This is a genomic window from Lacrimispora sp. 38-1, assembly GCF_049890855.1.
GTDB lineage: Bacteria > Bacillota > Clostridia > Lachnospirales > Lachnospiraceae > Lacrimispora.
Genome location: NZ_JBANEW010000051.1, coordinates 101,589 through 121,590 on the forward strand (window position 1 = coordinate 101,589; position 20,002 = coordinate 121,590).

General features: G+C 43.6%; 15 protein-coding genes. 8 read left to right on the plus strand and 7 right to left on the minus strand.

The annotated features are described in order from the left end of the window. Positions 1-205 precede the first annotated feature (205 nt). The 5 genes from V7D18_RS11520 (at position 206) to V7D18_RS11540 (ending at position 6,621) form a co-directional block, all read left to right on the plus strand. Positions 206-2,470, plus strand: a complete 2,265-nt coding sequence (locus V7D18_RS11520; protein ID WP_426154419.1) for an ATP-binding cassette domain-containing protein — start codon at positions 206-208, stop codon at positions 2,468-2,470. Positions 2,471-2,482: 12 nt separating this feature from the next. After that, the gene (locus tag V7D18_RS11525) at positions 2,483-2,905 is read left to right on the plus strand and encodes a MarR family winged helix-turn-helix transcriptional regulator (RefSeq protein ID WP_426154420.1); all 423 of its coding nucleotides are present in this window, start codon (positions 2,483-2,485) and stop codon (positions 2,903-2,905) included. A gap of 570 nt (positions 2,906-3,475) precedes the next feature. Then, entirely contained in the window at positions 3,476-3,895 is a 420-nt protein-coding gene (locus tag V7D18_RS11530; RefSeq protein WP_426154421.1) for an RNA polymerase sigma factor, read from the plus strand. Positions 3,896-4,594: 699 nt separating this feature from the next. Then, positions 4,595-4,858 (plus strand): DUF6870 family protein, encoded by a 264-nt coding sequence (locus V7D18_RS11535; RefSeq protein ID WP_426154422.1) that lies wholly within the window; start codon positions 4,595-4,597, stop codon positions 4,856-4,858. Positions 4,859-4,941: 83 nt separating this feature from the next. Further along, positions 4,942-6,621, plus strand: coding sequence for a recombinase family protein (locus V7D18_RS11540; RefSeq protein WP_426154423.1), 1,680 nt, complete (start codon positions 4,942-4,944; stop codon positions 6,619-6,621). Here V7D18_RS11540 and V7D18_RS11545 read toward each other — a convergent pair. The 6 genes from V7D18_RS11545 to V7D18_RS11570 all read right to left on the minus strand — a co-directional run bounded on the left by V7D18_RS11545 (position 6,550) and on the right by V7D18_RS11570 (position 13,801). After that, positions 6,550-7,236 carry a hypothetical protein gene (locus tag V7D18_RS11545; RefSeq protein ID WP_426154424.1) on the minus strand — a complete coding sequence of 229 codons (687 nt, stop codon included), beginning with the start codon at positions 7,234-7,236 and terminating at the stop codon, positions 6,550-6,552. The two genes, V7D18_RS11540 and V7D18_RS11545, sit on opposite strands and share 72 nt — an antisense overlap. Before the next feature lie 197 nt (positions 7,237-7,433). Further along, on the minus strand, positions 7,434-8,915 hold the full coding sequence (locus tag V7D18_RS11550; protein ID WP_426154425.1) for an L-fucose/L-arabinose isomerase family protein: 1,482 nt from the start codon (positions 8,913-8,915) through the stop codon (positions 7,434-7,436). A 61-nt stretch (positions 8,916-8,976) separates the two neighbouring features. Next, positions 8,977-9,603 carry a DUF4867 family protein gene (locus tag V7D18_RS11555; RefSeq protein WP_426154426.1) on the minus strand — a complete coding sequence of 209 codons (627 nt, stop codon included), beginning with the start codon at positions 9,601-9,603 and terminating at the stop codon, positions 8,977-8,979. Positions 9,604-9,623: 20 nt separating this feature from the next. After that, a complete protein-coding gene (gene fsa / locus V7D18_RS11560; RefSeq protein ID WP_426154427.1) occupies positions 9,624-10,277 on the minus strand; it encodes a fructose-6-phosphate aldolase in 654 nt (217 codons plus the stop codon). Positions 10,278-10,319: 42 nt separating this feature from the next. Then, positions 10,320-11,843: a xylulokinase gene (gene xylB / locus V7D18_RS11565; RefSeq protein ID WP_426154428.1), complete on the minus strand. Its 1,524-nt coding sequence runs from the start codon at positions 11,841-11,843 to the stop codon at positions 10,320-10,322. 101 nt (positions 11,844-11,944) lie between these two features. Next, the gene (locus V7D18_RS11570; RefSeq protein ID WP_426154429.1) at positions 11,945-13,801 is read right to left on the minus strand and encodes an ATP-dependent nuclease; all 1,857 of its coding nucleotides are present in this window, start codon (positions 13,799-13,801) and stop codon (positions 11,945-11,947) included. 128 nt (positions 13,802-13,929) lie between these two features. Here V7D18_RS11570 and V7D18_RS11575 point away from each other — a divergent pair, with 128 nt between their 5' ends. The 3 genes from V7D18_RS11575 to V7D18_RS11585 all read left to right on the plus strand — a co-directional run bounded on the left by V7D18_RS11575 (position 13,930) and on the right by V7D18_RS11585 (position 18,078). Next, positions 13,930-15,300 carry a citrate transporter gene (locus V7D18_RS11575; RefSeq protein ID WP_426154430.1) on the plus strand — a complete coding sequence of 457 codons (1,371 nt, stop codon included), beginning with the start codon at positions 13,930-13,932 and terminating at the stop codon, positions 15,298-15,300. 26 nt (positions 15,301-15,326) lie between these two features. Further along, positions 15,327-17,177: an asparagine synthase (glutamine-hydrolyzing) gene (gene asnB, locus V7D18_RS11580; RefSeq protein WP_426154431.1), complete on the plus strand. Its 1,851-nt coding sequence runs from the start codon at positions 15,327-15,329 to the stop codon at positions 17,175-17,177. 106 nt (positions 17,178-17,283) lie between these two features. Next, positions 17,284-18,078, plus strand: coding sequence for a MerR family transcriptional regulator (locus V7D18_RS11585; RefSeq protein ID WP_426154432.1), 795 nt, complete (start codon positions 17,284-17,286; stop codon positions 18,076-18,078). Positions 18,079-18,104: 26 nt separating this feature from the next. Here the strand turns inward: V7D18_RS11585 and V7D18_RS11590 are convergent, their stop codons facing one another. Next, a complete protein-coding gene (locus V7D18_RS11590; RefSeq protein ID WP_426154433.1) occupies positions 18,105-19,997 on the minus strand; it encodes a sialate O-acetylesterase in 1,893 nt (630 codons plus the stop codon). Positions 19,998-20,002 lie beyond the last annotated feature (5 nt).

Here is a 20,002-nt window from a genome sequence, read left to right on the forward strand (position 1 = left end):
TTCGAGTTTATAAGTATATCGCAAACGAGTTCTTCCGCCGTTATTTTTTTTGAAAATATTAAGTTAGTACAGCTATCATAAAAAAGTTGTTATGCCGATTTTTCCACAGAATTCTATTATGGTCATTGTAAATTAACAAAAGTAGTGATAAAATATAGTTAACCCACTCATATATTTACCGTGTCATATATAGAAAGGAAAAAGCATGACTGAAAATAATTATATTCTAGTATCAGGTGCAAGGGAACGAAATCTAAAAAACATAAACGTTCTGATACCCAAAAAAGAAATTACGGTTTTTACAGGTGTTTCCGGTTCAGGAAAATCATCTTTGGTATTTGATACAATAGCAGCAGAATCGCAAAGACAATTAAATGAAACCTACACCAGCTTTATCCGCCACCGTATGCCGCATTACGGAAAGCCTGATGTGGACACCATCGAAAATTTGTCTGTAGCCTTTATTATCAATCAAAAAAGATTAGGCGGTAATGCCCGGTCAACGGTTGGTACAATTACAGATATTTATTCTGTATTACGTCTATTGTTTTCCCGAATTGGAGAACCATTTGTAGGTTATTCCGACGTATTTTCATTCAACAACCCGGCTGGAATGTGCGAACATTGTGAAGGCTTAGGAAAAATTGAAACCATTGATATTGAAAGACTGTTAGATAAAAATAAATCCTTAAATGAGGGAGCTATCCGATTTCCAACTTTTGAACCTGGCGGTTGGCGATTAACCCGCTATATTCATTCAGGCTTTTTTGATAATGACAAAACAATTAAGGACTATTCTGCCGAAGAACTGGAGCTGTTACTTTACGCTGATGGAATTAAGGTTAAAAACCCTACCCCCGAATGGCATAAAACCTCCTTGTATGAGGGTTTGCTTCCACGCATTGAACGGAGTTTTCTTAAAAAAGAAGATGGCGAAAAGGTTAGATATGGAAAAGAGATTGAGCGGTTTGTTGTAAAACAGGATTGTCCCCACTGTCATGGAACACGCTTGAATCATAAGGTACTGTCTTGTAAAGTGAACGGTAAAAATATCGCGGAATGTTCAGATATGCAAATTAATGAGCTTTTGGACTTTGTTCAATCCGTTCATGCTCCTATAGCCGCTACAATAGTTTCGGAACTTGTTAATCGGATTCAGCACATGGTATCTATTGGGCTAGGCTATTTAAACTTAAGCAGAGAAACATCTACACTTTCAGGCGGGGAGTCTCAAAGAATTAAAATGGTTAGCCAACTTGGCAGCAGCTTGACTGACCTTACTTACATTTTTGACGAACCGAGTATAGGGCTACACCCTCATGACATAAGCAAAATTAATGAGCTTATGCGGTTGTTGCGTGATAAAGGGAATACTGTTTTAATAGTAGAGCATGACCCGGACATGATAAAAATTGCAGACCATATTATCGACATGGGGCCGGGTGCGGGAACCGATGGGGGTAAAGTTGTATATCAAGGGAATTTACAAGGTTTGAAAGCAGCGGGTACACTCACAGGAAAGTATTTATCGTACAGCCCGAAAATAAAACCCGATACCCGCACCCCGAAAGGCTGGCTTTCTATTCAAAATGCAACCATGCATAATTTAAAAAATCTTTCGGTTGATATACCAAAAGGAGTAATGACTGTTATAACCGGAGTTGCCGGTTCAGGAAAAAGTACGCTTATTAATGGGGTATTGCCACGGTTATATCCAGAAACTGTTTTTATTGACCAGAAAGGAATTCAAGCGTCAAAACGTTCCAACATTGCGACCTTTACAGGTATCTTTGACATTATCAGAAAACTATTTGCGAAAAGGAACAACGTAAGCGCTTCCCTATTCAGCTTCAATTCACAAGGTGCCTGTCCTGCCTGCAAAGGTCTAGGAGTTACTTATACAGATTTGGCGTTTATGGATACAATTGTTACGGTATGTGAGGAATGTCACGGAAATCGTTATACGGACGAAGTGCTTGCCTATCAGCTAAGAGGAAAAAGTATTGCCGATGTTCTTAAAATGACAGTTACGGAAGCCTTAGAATTTTTTCAGGAAAAAGAAATCGTAACGGTATTAAAACGACTTTCAGACGTGGGTATCACTTATGTTTCTTTAGGACAACCATTAAGCACGCTTTCAGGTGGTGAGTTACAGCGAATTAAACTTGCTTCCGAACTTGAAAATGGTGGTCAGATTTATGTTTTGGACGAACCGTCAACGGGTTTGCATATGGCTGATATAAAACAATTGATTGGTGTAATGAATCGCCTTGTAGAACAAAATTCCACTCTTATTGTTATAGAACACAATTTGGATATTATCTGTCAAGCAGATTGGATTATTGACATAGGCCCCTATGCAGGACAGAATGGTGGTAAAATTATGTTTACAGGATTACCGAAAGATTTAATCAACTGTCCAGATTCTTTAACTGGAAAGCACCTGAAAAAGTATATTAATGAAAAATAGGAGGTTGACTCAATGGCTATAAAAGAGTTAGAGGAAAGTTATGTTCCTTTTCAATGCATGATTGTATCAGATTCAAATCGGTTCAATGTTGAGGGTGTTTCAACGGCACAATACTATATACTCGATACATTGAATAAGCAGGGGGCGAAAACCACGAAAGAACTTGCTGAAATGAGAGGTATCTCACAATCAGGTATTTCAAAATTAACAAAGCGTTTGCTGGAAAAAAAGTATATTATTCAGGAAAGACAGACGAATGACCGCCGCTCTTACAATATTGTTCTTACCAAAGAGGGGAAAGCTTTTTTAAATCGTGTTGAGGATTTTGGAAATGAAATTATGAACCTAATTGAAGAAGCATTGACAGAAGAAGAAGTCCAAGCTTTTTCGATGATGTGCAAAAGGATTACGAGCTTATACGTAGAAAAGCAATAGACATACTTAGCTGAATACAAGAAAGTATCTGCCCTACGGTAAATAAAAAAAACCGTGGTTATGGCAGATGTTTCGTTGTGCTGTAATTGCATAGACAGAGCCAAGCAGCGGTTTTGAAATAAAATCAAAGCCGCTGCTATTTTTTTCAAAAAGGAAATTGCAGGGGGCGTAATAAGTGCGCCCTGTTTTAGTTAGCGGCTTCGGGATAGGAGGTTCTTATGTATCCAAAGCCGCTGTTTTATTTTGGGGAGGAACCGTTGCTATATTGTAACGGTTTGGTTTAGCTGACGCTCCACTTCTTCTAAAATTTAAAAAAAGAATTTCAAAAAATACATACGGCTACTGCGCCCATTTTTCATATGACACCATTCGAGCTTTTTCTCGAATAGGTGTTTTTTTGTTTTCTTGCTTTTTGAACAAGCAACTGTGCCACTTCGGGCCAACTTGGCCCGAAGTCCGGGCAGGCCCGCCAAAGCATAGCGGCCCCGGCTGTCGTTCCCCGCCCTCTCCATTCATCAGACCGTAGATCCTGTGGAGCAATCCGCAAACATGATGAATGGAGGAATAAGAATGGACAAGCCATTAGTAACGATAAAATATAAGACCGCCAATGGAAGTGAAATTTGTGTTGAGGTTTCAACTCCGGTCAAGGAACTGCTGGAACAATCCACCCGGCAAATTCAATCCCAAAGGCGGCAAGACAGGCGGTATCTTGATTATACGGATTTCATAGACGGTTTGACCGACGCGGCTATGAGGTATACAGACCAAAACGATCCCGCCGACCTTGTGATAAAAATGGAAAGCTATAAGCAGCTCCATCTTGCTATGAGCCAGCTTTCCGAAGCACAGCGCAGGAGGTTACATCTTCATTTTGTAAACGATCTGACACACCGCCAGATTGCTGAAATGGAGGGCGTAAACCGGGCAACCGTAAGCCATTCGATTGACCGTGCCCTCAAACAGCTTCATAAGCTCCTTGCCGATTAACAATACTGTACTTACCGGGCGGCTTCGTCTTTTGGCGGAGTCGTTTCCCGTTTCAAGTTTAAATTCAAAAACTGTCGGGCGTTTTCACTTTAAAATTTTTTAATATGGGGTCACACCTTTCGGCATTTAACTGTCCTAAGAAGTGAGAAAAAGTTATTTTTCTTTTCTGCTCTTTGACAATCGAATACCGATAACCCGGATACGTTCAATCAAGAGGGAGCCAAGTCATAGGGTACGCCAAGACCGCCCGTTGAAAGGGGGAAAGACCAAACGGAGCGTGAGCGATTCCTACCAACTGTGACAAGGCAGATATGGCAGTCTGCCCGGCGATAATTTTTTGATTGACACAATGATACTTACGGTTTGAACGCTTCACAGCATTGACCGTCGCGCCATCAGCATGGGGCGGGGTGTAATTCCCATGAGGGCGGTTGCCGTCGCCTGTCCGGGCTATCGTTTTTATATAAAAGGAGTGCTGCGCCGCTTTTTTCTGTCTTACGACAAGCAAACTTATAACGGCGCGGCATACTCCCGATTGATGAATGGAGATTTGAACTTCGGGACAACTTGGCCCGAAGTATGAGGAAAGATTAACAGCCATCACTTTTGATGATAAAAATGGTGGCTGTTTGTGTTTCCTCATAGGACAAACGGGGAAACGCATATATTGAATCATGCAGAGTAAGGAGGGCATGATAAATGATTACTTCCGCATTGATTGACAGTTTTATGAACGTAAACATGGATACAGTGGATCGGTCAAAGCTGGCTGATATTAGCACTCTGGAATTTGATAATACCTTGCCGAAAGAAAAACGGCCTGCTTATGTTTTGGAAAGACTAAAAAATCCGTTGTGCTTCCGCTGTGGTGAAGTAGGTATAAAACTTGAATTTGACGATAATGCACCGCCGATTCAAGAAGTGCTTACCAACTTTATGATACGCAAGAAAAGCGGCTTATAATGCGGCTTTGTGCCTTCGACAACATTGTTCGCATTACGCCAAAATGGTATAATATAGGTGTAATGTGATAGGAAGGAGGACACATGGCCAGAGTAGCCAATAGGCAGAGCATTACAAAAACAGCTTTAAAAAACAAGGTATGGTATGTAGCTTTTTATATCCGTCTTTCCCGTGAAGATAAGCGCGGAAAGGACGAATCCGAAAGCATTACCAACCAAAGACTGATTTTGACAGATTTCCTTGAACAGCAGGACGATGATGATGAGTATGTTTTCATAGGCGAATATGTTGATGACGGCGTGAGCGGTACGACAGACGAAGAGCGCGAAAACTTCCAAAGGCTGTTAGCCGATATTCAAAAAGGTAAAATCAACTGTGTTATCGTGAAGAACCTTGCCCGAAGCTTTCGTAACAACGGTGACCAAAGCTACTATCTTGGCGATTGGTTTCCCCGAAACAATGTACGGTTTATTTCTCTTTACCAACAGCCCATTGACACTTACAAAGACCCGCAGAATGCGCAAAACATAGCGGTTCCCGTTCAGGGCGTTCTGAATGAAGAACATGCAAGGGGCACATCAGAAAGCGTCCGCAGAACTTTTGATAAGAAGCGGGAAAAAGGTTTGCATATCGGTTCTTTTGCCTCTTATGGCTATCAGAAAGACCCAGAGGATAAAAATGCTCTTATAATAGATGAAGAAGCCGCCGAAAATGTCAAAAGCATTTTTGCATGGTTCTTGGAGGGCATGAGTAAAAATGCCATTGTCCGCAAACTCAACGACAGCGGTATCTTATGCCCAGCGGCTTATAAGAAAAGCAAGGGCATGAAGTACAAGAATCCTAATGTCATAGACGGGAATCCTCTGTGGTGCGCTATGAGCGTCAGCAACCTTTTAAAAAACCGCATTTATGTGGGTGATATGGTACAGGGGCGTTACCGTGTTAAGAGCTATAAAATTCATGTACAGGAAACGGTTCCCGAAGATGAATGGTTTATCGTTGAAAATACCCATGAGCCAATCATCAGCCGGGAGGACTTTGCTAAAGTGCAGGAGCTTTTGAAAAAGGATACCCGCACCGCACCAAAACAAAAAACTTTATATCTGTTCAGCGGCTTCTTACGCTGTGCGGATTGCGGCAAGGCTATGACACGAAGCAAGGTTAGAGGAAATGTGTATTACTATTGCCGCACTTACAAAGACCAGTCAAAGACTGCTTGTACCAAACATACGATTAAACACAACCATTTAGAACAAGCCGTATTATATGCCATTAAGCAACAGGTTTACATTGCGGTTTCTTTTTCGGAAATGGTTTCACGCATTAACACCGCTCCGCTTCAAAAGAGCCAATCTATCCGGCTGAATGAATTGATAGCGTCAAAGGAAAAAGAGCTTTCCAAGATTTCACGCTATAAGCAAGGAATTTATCAGGACTGGAAAGACGGGGAAATTACTCATAAGGATTACCGCCAAATGAAGGAAGACTACGAGCAGCAAATAGAAGCCATTAACGAAGTTATAGGAAATCTGCAAGAGGAAAAGGCAGAGCTTGAAAATGGAATTGATGTAGAAAACCCATTTTTAGTAGCCTTTCGGAAGTATGAAAACATTAACCAACTGACAAGGGATATTTTGATTGAGCTTGTTGACACAATCAAAGTATATGAAAATGGCAATATTAGCGTTAGGTTAAAATTTGCCAACGAGTACCGCAGAGTTGAGGAATTCATTGAAGTCAACACCCATGAAAACGCGGTTTAGAAAAACCGCATTTTTAAAGGCAGTTTGTTTTCCTAATATAAATGCTCCGGTCGGACCTGTCGGACCTGTGTCTCCTGTTGGACCGGTTGGGCCAGTATCTCCCGTCGGACCTGTCGGACCCGTATCTCCTGTTGGACCTGTTGGGCCGGTATCTCCTGTCGGACCTGTCGGACCCGTTGGACCGGTATCTCCCGTCGGACCCACTCCAACAATATCGTCCTGTACAACTACTAAAGTTCCCTTCAACGGAACAACTAAGGAAAAAAATACCGTAGCATTACTGATATTTACAAGAGATACCGTAACAGGTGCAGAAGCAACATCTATAATACTAACACCAAATACCTCTCCCGTTTTTATTGGTGAACTACCTTCCAGTAAATCTCCCTGAGAAGAAGATAATGCAAAGGATGCCCCATTTGTTGCCTGAGATGACTGAGTCGCCAGCCACCAGTCGATTACATATCTTCCGGTCTCCAAAAAAGTAATTACTCCTGTCGCCGGGTTGTAAGTGATGTTACCAAACAAATAAACGATTGTATCAAAAAGCACATTTGCACCAGAGGCTACACTTGTGGATGTATTTAATTCTATTTGAAGAGCATTGTTAGCCATAAAGAATCCTCCAATCGTATCAATCAGGCGTTCCATAGAAATACGCCTATTAATAATGTATGTTTACTAAAAGGATTCCGATACAACTGACTTCTTTGCTGAAAGAATCAGAAAAAGGAGGAAAGTCCTATCCAAAATGGATGGCTTTCCTCCTGCATTATTACATTTTCTATTACAATTAAATCTTTCCTGACTGATTAGAAAGAAAATGGATTCTCAGTCTTGTAAAGCATTCCTTTTGGCTGGTTAAAGCCAATTTCTTCCACTCCAAGATATTTAAATATTTCAAATAAAGCTTTTCCGTAATGTCCGAAAGCAACAGCTCCGTGATGCGGGAAATTCTTTTCAATCAGCACATGACGGTAGAATCTTCCCATCTCCGGAATAGCAAAAATTCCGATGGAACCGAAGGAACGGGTTGCTACAGGAAGCACTTCACCCTGAGCTACATAAGCCCGGAGAATGTTATCAGCTGTGCTCTGTAAACGGAAGAATGTGATATCTCCTGGAAGAATATCTCCCTCCAGAGTTCCCTGGGTTACTTCTTCCGGAAGCGTTCTTGCCATAATCATCTGATATTTCATAGAGCATGAGGAAAGCTTTTTGGAACAGGTATTCCCGCAGTGGAATCCCATAAAAGTATCCTGGTGAGTATAATTGTGCTTTCCTTTGATATCGCCTTCATACATATCATCCGGAACTGTATTGTTAATATCAAGAAGGGTTACGGCATCTAAGCTCACACAGGTACCGATAAACTCACTGAGTGCTCCGTAAATATCTACTTCACAGGATACAGGAATGCCCATTCCGGTTAAACGGCTGTTTACATAGCAGGGAACAAATCCAAACTGGGTCTGGAATGCCGGCCAGCATTTTCCGGCAATGGCAACATACTTACGATATCCTCTGTGCTGCTCTACCCAGTCCAGTAACGTTAACTCGTACTGAGCAAGCTTTGAAAGAATATCCGGTTTTTTATTTCCTTCTCCCAGTTCTGCTTCCATATCTTTTACTACATCAGGAATTCTGGGATCTCCTGCATGCTTATTAAATGCTTCAAATAAATCAAGCTCTGAGTTTTCTTCAATCTCAACGCCTAAATTATAAAGCTGCTTAATGGGTGCGTTGCACGCCAGGAAGTTTAATGGGCGTGGTCCGAAGCTGATGATCTTTAAGCTGGAAAGTCCTACTAAAGATCTGGCAATCGGAAGGAATTCTTCTATCATATCCGCACATTCCTCAGCTGTTCCAACAGGATATTCCGGGATATATGCCTTAATGTTTCTCAGCTTTAAGTTATAGCTTGCGTTTAACATTCCGCAGTAGGCATCTCCTCTGCCCTGGGTTAAACTGTCTCCGCTTTCTTCTGCAGCGGCGATAAACATAACCGGTCCGTCAAAATGCTTTGCAAGAAGGGTTTCAGAAATCTCGGGACCAAAGTTTCCAAGATAAACGACCAGCGCATTGCAGCCTGCATTTTTAACATCTTCTAACGCCTGCACCATATGTATTTCACTCTCTACAATACATACCGGGCACTCATAAATATTAGCTGCATCATATTTTGTTTCATAAGCTTTGATCAGAGCTTTTCTTCTGTTTACTGATAATGTTTCTGGGAAACAGTCTCTGCTGACTGCAACGATACCTACTTTTAATTCCGGGATATTATTCATATTATGACTCCTCCTGTTATCCTAAGGCGTTTTTTTTCGCCTCATCATACTTTAATATTCTTTAAATAGAAAGATTTTCTCCTGTAATACCTATGTACGCTTCTTTTGGGAGACCGCCTTCCTCATGTCCGATCAGCCACTTATTCTTTGCAAACAGAAGCTTATCTTCTTTATTAACGGCCTTTTCAAGCGGTATTAAATCGGTATTGGTTCCCTTGGGAAGAATGACCACACAACGGAAACCGCCTTCCTTTGTATGGCACGGTGCATAATGAAGTGTGGTGGCATAAACCTCCACTACCGTCCCCCTGGGAATAAGAAATGCCTCCATATTGCCTGAATCATAGGTGTATTCCGGGGTAATATCCTGCTGCTTTCCCAGAATCAGCACCAGATCAGTGGCAGCAATGTTAATTTCGGAATTCCTGTGATACTCTGCAGCATTTAATTTTTTATTGTGACCGTTGCAAAAACCCACCTGTATGGGCATCTGTCCGTATAAATTCTTCTCCATCTCTTTGCATACGGAAAGTTCTTCCAGTTCCTGTACAGAGGCAACGTATGTCACATCCTCCGGGAGCGGAGTTTCCTCCATCTTTTTTAAAAGATCTCCAATTTCATAACCCGTTACGATCTTTCCATAAGAACCAAAAGCTGGATCTGTTACCGGTTTTATCTCTAATCCCATGATAATCCCTCTCTTTTTCTCTATTCTCCGAATACTGCCAGATAATCCTTTTTGAACTTCTCAATTCCCTGGTCTGTCAATGGATGGGCTGTCATCTGCAGAAGCACCTTATAAGGAACGGTTGCAATATCTGCACCAGCCTTTGCACAGTCAATTACATGAATGGGGTTGCGCACGCTGGCAGCTATAATCTCGGTTTCAATTCCATGAATCTGGAAAATCTCCATGATATCGTTTATTAAATCAATTCCCGGCATGGAAATATCATCCAGACGTCCGAGAAATGGTGATACGTAAGTTGCACCTGCTCTTGCAGCCAGAAGTGCCTGAGCAGAAGAAAATACAAGGGTTACATTGGTTTTGATTCCTTCGGAATGAAGAACCTTAACAGCCTTTAACCCCTCCGGAGTCATGGGGATCTTTACAACCATATTGGGATGGATTGCCGCAATCTCCCTTCCCTCTTCGATCATGCCCTTTGCATCGGTAGTGGTTGCTTTTACTTCCCCGCTTATGGGGCCATCTACGATAGAAGCAATTTCCGCAATTACTTCTTTAAAAATACGCCCTTCCTTTGCGATGAGAGATGGATTTGTGGTTACTCCGCATATAATTCCCATCTCATCTGCCATTCTGATTTCTTCTACATTTGCCGTGTCAATAAAAAAACGCATATTCTCATCCTCCTGCTTTCTTCGTGTTGGTAAACCTGTGTTTTATAAACCTGCCAGTATCTTATAACTGCCTTTTAAATCCTCATAAAGTTTCTTGTATAGCTGGTGATAGTTCTCATACTTCTCTGCTTTTTCTGCATCAGGCTCTGTGGACTTGTCTTCGTAAATCAGCGCTTCACAGGCAGACTCCACACTTTCATATAATCCACAGCCCACTCCGGCAAGAATGGCCACACCTAACGCAGGTCCTTCCGTCTGAGCCACTGTTTTTACACTGCACTGATACATATCTGCAAGCATCTGACGCCATACCGGGCTTTTTCCTCCGCCTCCGCATGCCATCATCTGATCCACAAGAATTCCCATCTCTTTTAAGATGTCATTGCAGTCGCTTAAGGAATAGGACACTCCCTCCATAACGGCACGCAGCATGTGCGCCCTTGTGTGTATGGCAGAAAGTCCGAAAAATACTCCTCTGCAGTCCGGATCAAGATGGGGTGTTCTCTCTCCCATCAGATACGGAAGATATAAAAGCCGTCCGCTTCCCGCTTCCACCTTCGCCACTTCTTTATTGATGATGTCATAGACATCAATCTTTTCTTTCTCTGCTTCTTTCACATAGTCCCCGCAGAACTGATCCTTGAACCACTTTAAGGAAAGACCGGCTCCCTGGGTGACGCCCATCACATGCCACGCACCTGGTACCGCGCAGCAACAGGTATGAACTCTCCCCTTGGGATCAATGGTAACCTGGCTGCTGTGGGCAAATACCACACCGGAGGTTCCGATTGTGGTAAACGCAGTTCCATCCTTCACGACTCCGGTTCCTACAGCTGCTGCTGCGTTGTCTCCGGCACCGCCGACTACCTTTGTCCCGTCAGATAAACCTGTCCGCTCTGCAATCTCCAGAAGAACCGTGCCGGTCACTTCACAGGATTCATAGACCTTTCCCAAAAGTGCAGGGTCGATATCCAGCTTTTCAAGCACTTCTTCTGACCAGCATCTGCCCGGAACATCAAGAAGCTGCATACCGCTGGCATCGGATACCTCTGTCGCATAGTCTCCTGTCAGAACAAACCTAATGTAGTCTTTGGGTAAAAGGATATGTCTGCACCGGCTGTAATTCTCCGGCTCATTCTTCTTTACCCATAAAATCTTGGCTGCTGTCCAGCCGGTTAACGGCGGGTTTGCCGTAATCTCAATCCACCGCTCTCTCGGCATGATGGAAAGCATATCCTCTACCTCTGCACCGGTTCTCTGGTCACACCAGATAATAGAGGGGCGGATCACCTCATTCTTCTCATCAAGCATAACCAGGCCATGCATCTGGCCTGATAAACCGATCCCCTTTACCTCATCCTTTGAAACTTTGGATTCCTTTACTACCCGGGAAATCGTCTCCAGAACCGCTTCCCGCCAATCCTCCGGTTTTTGCTCCGCCCAGCCGTTATCCGGCTGATAAAGAGGATACTCTCTGGAAGCAGAAGCCACAACCTGTCCTTTCTCATCAAACAGAACGGTCTTCGTTGCAGATGTTCCCACATCAATCCCTATCAGATAATTCATCCTCATACCTCCTGATAAAATCACTTACCCCAATTATAATATACATGCTGTAAAAAAGCGTGCTTTTATTTGTCCAAGTAATAGCACTTTCTTGCCTTTTTTTAATTTTCCATTTTTCTATTTTCAAAATATACAAACCGGTCCGTGGCATCCAGTATATCTTTAAAATCCTCTCTGGGAGCCAGATCAATATACTTTCTCAAAATCTCTCCTTCCTGTTTTTTGTAGGGTCCGTAGAAGATGTCAAACAGATTGTGGCCGCGCATATATATTTTGAATTCCTCCATATGCTCCTTTAATTCCCCGGGACTTTCCATGTTCTTTCCCACTGCCTCCAGAAACTGTTTTCCGCTCTTTAACCGGTGAAGATACTCATTCCATTTTTCAAACAGTATCCGGTAAAATGCTTCCTCACTTTCCACAATTCCCAGCTGTTCCATGATTTTGGGATTAAAGAAGTAATTTTCAAAGGAATAATATTTTAAAATGAGCACATTCCTTCTGGTCACCTTAGGAAGCCGGTCAATTTCGTCCCTGCCTCTCTCATCGTAGTACCGGCACAATTCCCCTGCCAGTTCTTCCGGGTCCCTTCCGTCCCCATCCCGGATCATCAGAAACTGATCCCGTAAATAAACCTGATTCATATACTTTAAATTGGCATAAGTCTTGATATTGGTGCAGCTGTTTGTGGTAATGATGGAAATTCTTGATAAGTTCCCTTCCTTGTCATAAATCTCTGAATAATACTTCTCAAGCAAAAGTGGCAGTCTGCTTTTATCCTGCTTTCCTTCCACAATAAATACAAAGCTTACTCCTAAAAGATCTATGGCACCGTACCCCAGATCATCAAGAATCACATCGATATCCGTCTTCTCCTTCACAACCGAGTACCCTCCCCGGTCAAGAACCACCTGGCGGATCTGCCGTCTGGTGAAATTAAACAGCATATTGGGAGAATGGGTGGTGAAAATAACCTGGTTCTTTTTGGACAGGCGGTACAGGATCTCACTGGAAGTCTTCTGAAGCTGGGGATGGAGAAATATCTCCGGATCCTCCACAATGATAATATTGGGAATTCTCTTCCCATCCTCTGTATATGCTTCCAGAAGGGACAACATGTATAAACTTCTCATTCCGTTGCTTAAGTTACTGATGGGGCTTATCTTACCCCGCTCTTCATGATAGGTCTCCGCCATCACCTTAAACATCTCGTTGGGGTCGCAGATCAGGGAAAACCGGATTTCTTCATACCCTCCATTCTTTTTATAATTTTCATTGACTCTGGCGGCAAAATCGTTTAAATTCAGCTGATACATCTTATATTCCAGAAGCTTTGCCGTCTCATACACCGCTAACTCCTCCGGCTTCTTCTGGTTGATCAGTCCGATACACTGAAAGCACTGGCAGCACGCTCTGGCGCTGTCGAATATACAGACGTGATTTCTTAACCGGGACAGCTGGTCATCTTCCTGAAAAAGCAGAAGATCATTCTGAAACTGGTTTAATTCTCTCTGGGAGTCAATGTAGTACAGTCTGGGCATGACCTCTTTGATATACCGGTTATTTTTATGATAACCGTCAAAGAACCTGATTTCTCCGTTCCAGCTGGCCTGAAAAGTAAAGGACAGTTTTCCAGCCTGGTAAGAAGGAAGCTTTGCCGTAAAATCATGAAGCCAGGTCTCAAACCGTTTATACTGGCTGACAATTCCCGCCCGGTGAAATAATTCCAGATCATCCTGGGTAATCGCCAGAGTCATGATAATCTCGATTTTCTGTTTTTTCTCATTAAAGTCCTCTTTTGTTACATCATAGGCATTGGCGGCCGCCCTTATGGCATCTAAAATTCCTGTTTTTCCTGTATTGTTCTTTCCTACCAGAATCAGGGCATTTTCAATATCCGTGATCTCCATGTCCTCAATGGACTTAAAATTCTTAATATGTATCGAAATAATCTGCATAAGATTTCTCCTTTATAAAATCCAGTATAAAAGGCTGGGCTGAAAAATTCAAGTTCCTCTTAAAAAATCACACTGGCCGTTCCCCTCCTTCATACAATAAATTATATTATTCCCCGGGAGTGATTTCTATGTTAGATACCAATCTGGTGCTTACGCCCATGCACTATCTTTATCTGGCAGGCGTTCTTACCATACTTACAGTCATGATTTTACGGCGGGATACTCCTTATGTCTGCATCGCCTTTTTATTCCTCATTGGCGTTGTGGGACTTGGATCTGTAACCGGCGGGATTATGACCGTATTCAAAGCCATTGTATTTGCAGCAAAGGAGTTTATGGAAATTATTGCAACCATCGCTTTAATTACCGCTCTGTCAAAATGCTTAAAGGATTTAGGCAGCGACTACATTATGATGATTCCCATGTCTAAAGTTATGAAATCTCCTTCTGTTACCTGGTGGATTCTGGGCGTTACCATGTTTACTTTCTCCCTCTTTCTCTGGCCCTCTCCATCTGTGGCTTTAATCGGCGCAATTGTACTTCCTTTCGCTCTCAAAGCCGGACTTGACCCCCTGGCAGCAGCCATGGCTATGAATTTATTCGGACATGGTTTTGCCTTAAGCTATGACCTGGTCATTCAGGGGGCTCCCTCCATTTCCGCAGGAGCAGCTTCGGTTTCTGCTTCCGACATTTTGACAAAAGGCCGGCCTCTTTTCCTTGTAATGGGCATTGTCACCGCTGTCAGCGCATATCTGTTAAACAGGAAACAAATCTCTTCCTGCTGCAGCAAGGTAAGCATTCAGGAAATAGAAAAACAGCCTGCTGCAGAGCTTTCTGGTATCATCATGGCAGTCCTGACGCCTTTGTTCTTTGCTGCTGATATCATTCTGATGCTTGTCTTTGATTTAAAAGGAGGCGATGCCACCAGTCTGGTATCCGGAACTGCAGTCCTTATTATGTGCATCGGGGCTTTCTCAGGCTTTGGCAGTCATGCACTGGAAAAGGTCACCATCTATATAACCGACGGTTTCCTTTTTGCCATACGGATCTTTGCTCCCGTTATTATCATCGGGGCATTTTTCTTTTTAGGAGGAGATGGAATTTCTTCTATTTTAGGAAGACAGTTTCAAAGGGGTATTTTAAATGACTGGGCAATCTGGCTGGCCCACAGCACACCCCTCAATGAATATATGGCTGCAATCGTTCAGATGGCTGTGGGCAGTCTCACCGGACTTGACGGATCAGGCTTTTCCGGGCTTCCTCTGACCGGCGCTCTTGCCGGGACTCTGGGCTCTGCCGTAAACGCCTCCGTACCCATTTTAGCATCTCTGGGGCAGATCACGGCTATCTATGTGGGAGGCGGCACCATTGTTCCCTGGGGACTGATTCCTGTGGCAGCCATATGCAGCGTCAATCCCCTGGATCTTGCCAGAAAAAATCTGCTGCCCGTTTTCATCGGATTTGCCGCGACGTTCCTTGTAGCCTGTTTTCTCTTATAAACGATTCAACCAAAGGAGGAATCATTATGTGTGGGATTTCCGGATTCTATAACCCTAACCGGGATTACTTAAAAGATAAACATTATTACAGTCACATACTGGAGGATATGGCTGCCATTCAAAGGCACCGGGGACCGGATGCTTCCGGTACCTGGCTTTCTGACCATGGAGGACTGTCACATGCACGCTTATCCATTATTGACTTAACAAACGGCAGCCAGCCCATGAAAAAAACAGAGTCAGGGAAAACCTTCGTCATTGTATATAACGGAGAAATCTACAACACCGATGAGCTTCGTGGTGATTTAATCAGGAAAGGCCATTCTTTTTCCACTACCTGCGATACAGAAGTCATCCTCACCGGATATATGGAATATGGTCCTGATTTCGCCAGGCAGTTAAACGGAATCTTCGCCTACGCCATACTGGACCCATACAGGGAATGCCTCTGCTTATGCAGGGACCGGTCCGGTGTGAAGCCTTTGTTTTATACCGTACGGGATGATGAAATCATTTTCGCTTCTGAACTGAAAGGTATCTTTGCTTATCCCGGCATCCGGCCTTTACTGGATAAAAAAGGCCTGAATGAAGTATTTTCCATAGGGCCTGCCCGCACTCCGGGCTGCGGGGTTTTTAAAGATATGAAGGAACTGCTGCCAGGACATATGCTCCTTTGCTCCCGGGATGGGTTCCATTTAAAATCTTACTGGAAGCTTGAGAGCCATCCTCACGAGGACAGCTATGAGGAAACCATTGAAAAGACCGCATTTTTAGTCACAGATTCCATCAGGCGGCAGATGGTTTCTGATGTTCCGATCTGCACGTTCTTATCCGGCGGTGTGGATTCCAGCATTGTATCCGCAGTCTGTGCAGCAGAGTTAAAAAAACAGGGCAGGAGGCTTAATACCTTTTCCTTTGATTTTGTTAATAACGCTCAGTATTTTAAAGCAAGTGCTTTTCAACCTTCCCAGGACCGGCCTTTTGTGGATCTGATGGTAAAATTTCTGGATTCCGACCATCACTATCTGGAGTGTGACAATTTAACCCAGGCAGACCGGCTCTACGACTCGGTCATGGCTCACGATCTGCCGGCCATGGGGGATATCGACTCTTCCATGCTTCATTTCTGCTCCATGGTGAAACCTCATAACAAGGTAACCTTAACCGGGGAATGTGCAGATGAAATCTTTGGCGGCTATCCATGGTTTCACAGAGAAGACTGCTTCAAAGCCCATGCATTCCCCTGGACTATGGATTTGCAGCCGCGAAAGTCATTGTTAAATGACGAATTTTTAAATTATTTAAATATGGATGAGTATGTGGCTGAGACCTATGAAAAATCCGTTGCTGAGACTCCCTTACTTGCTGAAGACAGTCCCACAGAAGCCAGAAGGCGGGAGATTTCCTATCTGAACTTACGCTGGTTTATGCAGACCCTTTTAAACCGTATGGACCGGGACAGCATGTACTCCGGGCTGGAAGCCAGAGTTCCTTTTGCAGACCACCGGATTATTGAATACGTATGGAATGTCCCCTGGGATATGAAGACGAGGGACGGAGTGGTTAAGAATCTTCTCCGTCAGGCAGGTAAGGGACTTCTGCCGGAAGAAATTCTTTTCCGCCGGAAATCTCCTTATCCCAAAACCTATGATACCAATTATGAAGCGCTTCTCATAAGCAGAGTCAGGGAAATGATGGCTGACGGCAAAGAACCGGTTATGGAGTTCCTGGATAAAAATAAGCTGGAACATTTTCTGTCAAAACCATCCGATTATGGAAAACCCTGGTATGGACAGCTGATGGCTGGACCTCAGATGCTTGCCTACCTTCTCCAGATTAATTACTGGCTTAAAATCTACTCCATTGGAATTGTATAAATTCTGTTAGTATTTCGTAAGCATAGAAAGAAAACCTTAAGGGAAAATTTTCTGTAACTGTGATAAAATAGCAGTGGCAATAACAGACTGAACGCGAGGAAGTAACATGAGAAAGTACAGCATTGGAGAAGTCTCCCTTCGGTTAGGTTTAAGCCGCGATACCCTCCGCTTCTATGAAAAGAAGGGCATTATACAGCCGGAAAAAGAGGAAAATGGTTACCGAAGCTATACGTATGATGACATCAGCAGGCTGTTAAGCATTATGTATTACCGCAGACTTAACTTCAGCCTGGAAGACATTGAGCGGATTCTTTACAAAAGTTCCCTTCATTCCAGCCGCTCCATGATTCAGAAAAAAATTACAGAAGAAAAACAACAGCTGGAACTTCACCGGCAGTCACTGGTGCATTTAAATCTGTTGAAAATCACTTATGATAACGTGAAGCAGGGTCTGAAGCGATACCAGACCAGACCGCTTCTCCCCCATTACAGGATAAAGAACAGTGAAGAAATCAACCGTCTTTCAATACCGGACTTATGCGCTCCATTCCAGGAGTACATAATAAAAGAAAAGCACGCCAGATTGCAGGACGAATTCTTTCTTCTTTCCGATGAAACAGCCTCTGTCATGCGGCTGAATCCTGATCTTAAAAATTATCCTGTCCTCAAATGGGAAACCTGTATTTATACCATTATTGCTTCCGACTCCCTGATCCCTGATGAACAGAAGATTTTAACAGCTGTTAACTGGGCAAAGGAGCAGGGTTATTCTCTGACAGGAACTGCTTACAGCGGACCTGTCATGGGCTGCGCCCCCGAACAGCGCAGGGAAGCCGAAACGGAAGGTAATTCAGATAAAACCATACATTATCTGGAGCTCTATCTTCCTGTTTCTCTATAATTCATGCAAAAAGTCCCGTCTGGCATCTACTGGCCAGTCCGGGACTTTCTGTATGAATGCAGTGATATTTCAAAAGGAGAAGCAGGCAGGCCCGCTTCATTGTACAAAAGACCGGTTTTGGGAGCATTGGACCAGCAGTAACGGAAGAAAACGGGCTGCTTTACCATATTGCTGTGTATCAGTACCTGATTATCATTTATTTTCCCCGTTGCAGGATGACAGATTCCGTCTGGTCCCGCGATCTCAAACTGCTCCACCCCTGTTCCCTCATGAACAACAAGCCCTTTTTTATCTTCTGTCTCAAAGGTAAGCGTGATCCACTCCCCTGACACATCAAAGTCAGAGAGCCATGGACCACGGTAAATAACATGCTCTCCAAAAATCATGCCTTTTACTGCCAGAAACATGCGGTATGCAACCTCCCGCTTATTCAGCGGATGAAGGTCATTTTCCTCACCCACATCCAGATTGACCGTAACTGCCACATTCTTTAATCCGGCCGCTTTTCTCTGAGCCTGCCTGATTCTTGGCCATGCATCGCCTTTGTCATCTAAATCAATGGAGAAGCCAGGAAGCTGGGCAATTACAAATGGAAGACTGTCCGACTTCCACTTCTTTCTCCAGAGCAGAATCATATGCTGAAGACGTTCTTCATAGGAATCCGGTCTCTCATCGTTGCTTTCTCCCTGATACCATAAAACCCCTCTTACCATATAGGGAAAACAGGGCGCCAGCATTCCATTATAAAGCCCGGCTGGTTTCTGGGACATTAAGTCTACATTGGGAGCAGGTTCGCACCGCATACTGTTTAAGTACTCCCATCTGCCATCTAAGGCAATGACCTCTTCCTCTGCAAACAGGGCATAAATTTTTCCGGGTGTAACTCTCCCCGCTCCATGTTCACAGACCAGACTGATGTATATCTCATTTTCCCCTGCCTTCAGCACGCCTTCCGGGATATTATATTTCCGCGGCGGATACTGATAACCGGTCTCTCCAACCAGAACACCGTTTACATAGGTTCTGTCACTGTCCACCATGGTTCCAAGCCAGAGCTTTGCCTTTTTACCTTCCAGGTGTTCAGGAAGCATAACCCGTTTCTTAAACCAGATAACGCCGTTAAAATCATTTAATCCAAAATCTTTTAAAAAGGCGGGAAGCGTCACTTCCTTCCACTTGTCACTGTTCCAGTCCATGCCCTTTTCCAGGTCTCTGATCTTTTCATACCATTTCTCATGTGCCTGAATCTGCCCGGCCATCTTTTTCTCAAAATGCATATGATTACGGCATTGAGCCAGCTCCTCCTTCATATCCGGATACATGCTGGCCTCTTCTTCTCCCATCCAGGCTTCTGCCGTAGATCCGCCAAGACTTACATTGATAAGACCAATGGGAACATTTCTATCCTCCCGCATAAATTTTCCGAAGAAATAAGAAACTGCGGAAAACTCTCCAATGGTCTCAGGAGAGCATTCCTTCCACGAAGCTTCCAGATGGTCCTTTAAAGGGGCCTGAAATTCATAGTTCTCTTTTACTTTATACAGCCGGAATTTCGCATCCCCCTGTTTTTCAAACTCCATGGGATACTGATCCTTTACACGGTTCATGGGCAGTTCCATATTGGACTGGCCGCTGCAGATGAATACCTCCCCCAGATAAACATCTGTCACCCGAATTGTTTCACCGGATTCGCTGAACAATTCCATTGTAAAGGGTCCGCCTGGCTGTAAATGATTAAAGTAAGCTTCCCAGTTCCCGTCTCCATCTGCCCTGCAGCTGATTTCCTGGTTCAAAAGCCGCAGAGTAACGCCTTCACCCGGAGTCCCAAGGCCCCAGATTCTCGTTTTCTCTCCGGTCTGCAGGACACAGCCGTGACTGATCAGTTTGGGAAGCATAAGCCGTTTTTCATTATTTTGCATATACA

Bases quoted from the DNA above. Each gene is read 5' to 3' on its own strand.
- V7D18_RS11520 (WP_426154419.1), top strand. From the start codon at position 206: ATGACTGAAAATAATTATATTCTAGTATCAGGTGCAAGGGAACGAAAT.
- V7D18_RS11525 (WP_426154420.1), top strand. From the start codon at position 2,483: ATGGCTATAAAAGAGTTAGAGGAAAGTTATGTTCCTTTTCAATGCATG.
- V7D18_RS11530 (WP_426154421.1), top strand. From the start codon at position 3,476: ATGGACAAGCCATTAGTAACGATAAAATATAAGACCGCCAATGGAAGT.
- V7D18_RS11535 (WP_426154422.1), top strand. From the start codon at position 4,595: ATGATTACTTCCGCATTGATTGACAGTTTTATGAACGTAAACATGGAT.
- V7D18_RS11540 (WP_426154423.1), top strand. From the start codon at position 4,942: ATGGCCAGAGTAGCCAATAGGCAGAGCATTACAAAAACAGCTTTAAAA.
- V7D18_RS11545 (WP_426154424.1), bottom strand. From the start codon at position 7,236: ATGGCTAACAATGCTCTTCAAATAGAATTAAATACATCCACAAGTGTA.
- V7D18_RS11550 (WP_426154425.1), bottom strand. From the start codon at position 8,915: ATGAATAATATCCCGGAATTAAAAGTAGGTATCGTTGCAGTCAGCAGA.
- V7D18_RS11555 (WP_426154426.1), bottom strand. From the start codon at position 9,603: ATGGGATTAGAGATAAAACCGGTAACAGATCCAGCTTTTGGTTCTTAT.
- fsa (WP_426154427.1), bottom strand. From the start codon at position 10,277: ATGCGTTTTTTTATTGACACGGCAAATGTAGAAGAAATCAGAATGGCA.
- xylB (WP_426154428.1), bottom strand. From the start codon at position 11,843: ATGAATTATCTGATAGGGATTGATGTGGGAACATCTGCAACGAAGACC.
- V7D18_RS11570 (WP_426154429.1), bottom strand. From the start codon at position 13,801: ATGCAGATTATTTCGATACATATTAAGAATTTTAAGTCCATTGAGGAC.
- V7D18_RS11575 (WP_426154430.1), top strand. From the start codon at position 13,930: ATGTTAGATACCAATCTGGTGCTTACGCCCATGCACTATCTTTATCTG.
- asnB (WP_426154431.1), top strand. From the start codon at position 15,327: ATGTGTGGGATTTCCGGATTCTATAACCCTAACCGGGATTACTTAAAA.
- V7D18_RS11585 (WP_426154432.1), top strand. From the start codon at position 17,284: ATGAGAAAGTACAGCATTGGAGAAGTCTCCCTTCGGTTAGGTTTAAGC.
- V7D18_RS11590 (WP_426154433.1), bottom strand. From the start codon at position 19,997: ATGCAAAATAATGAAAAACGGCTTATGCTTCCCAAACTGATCAGTCAC.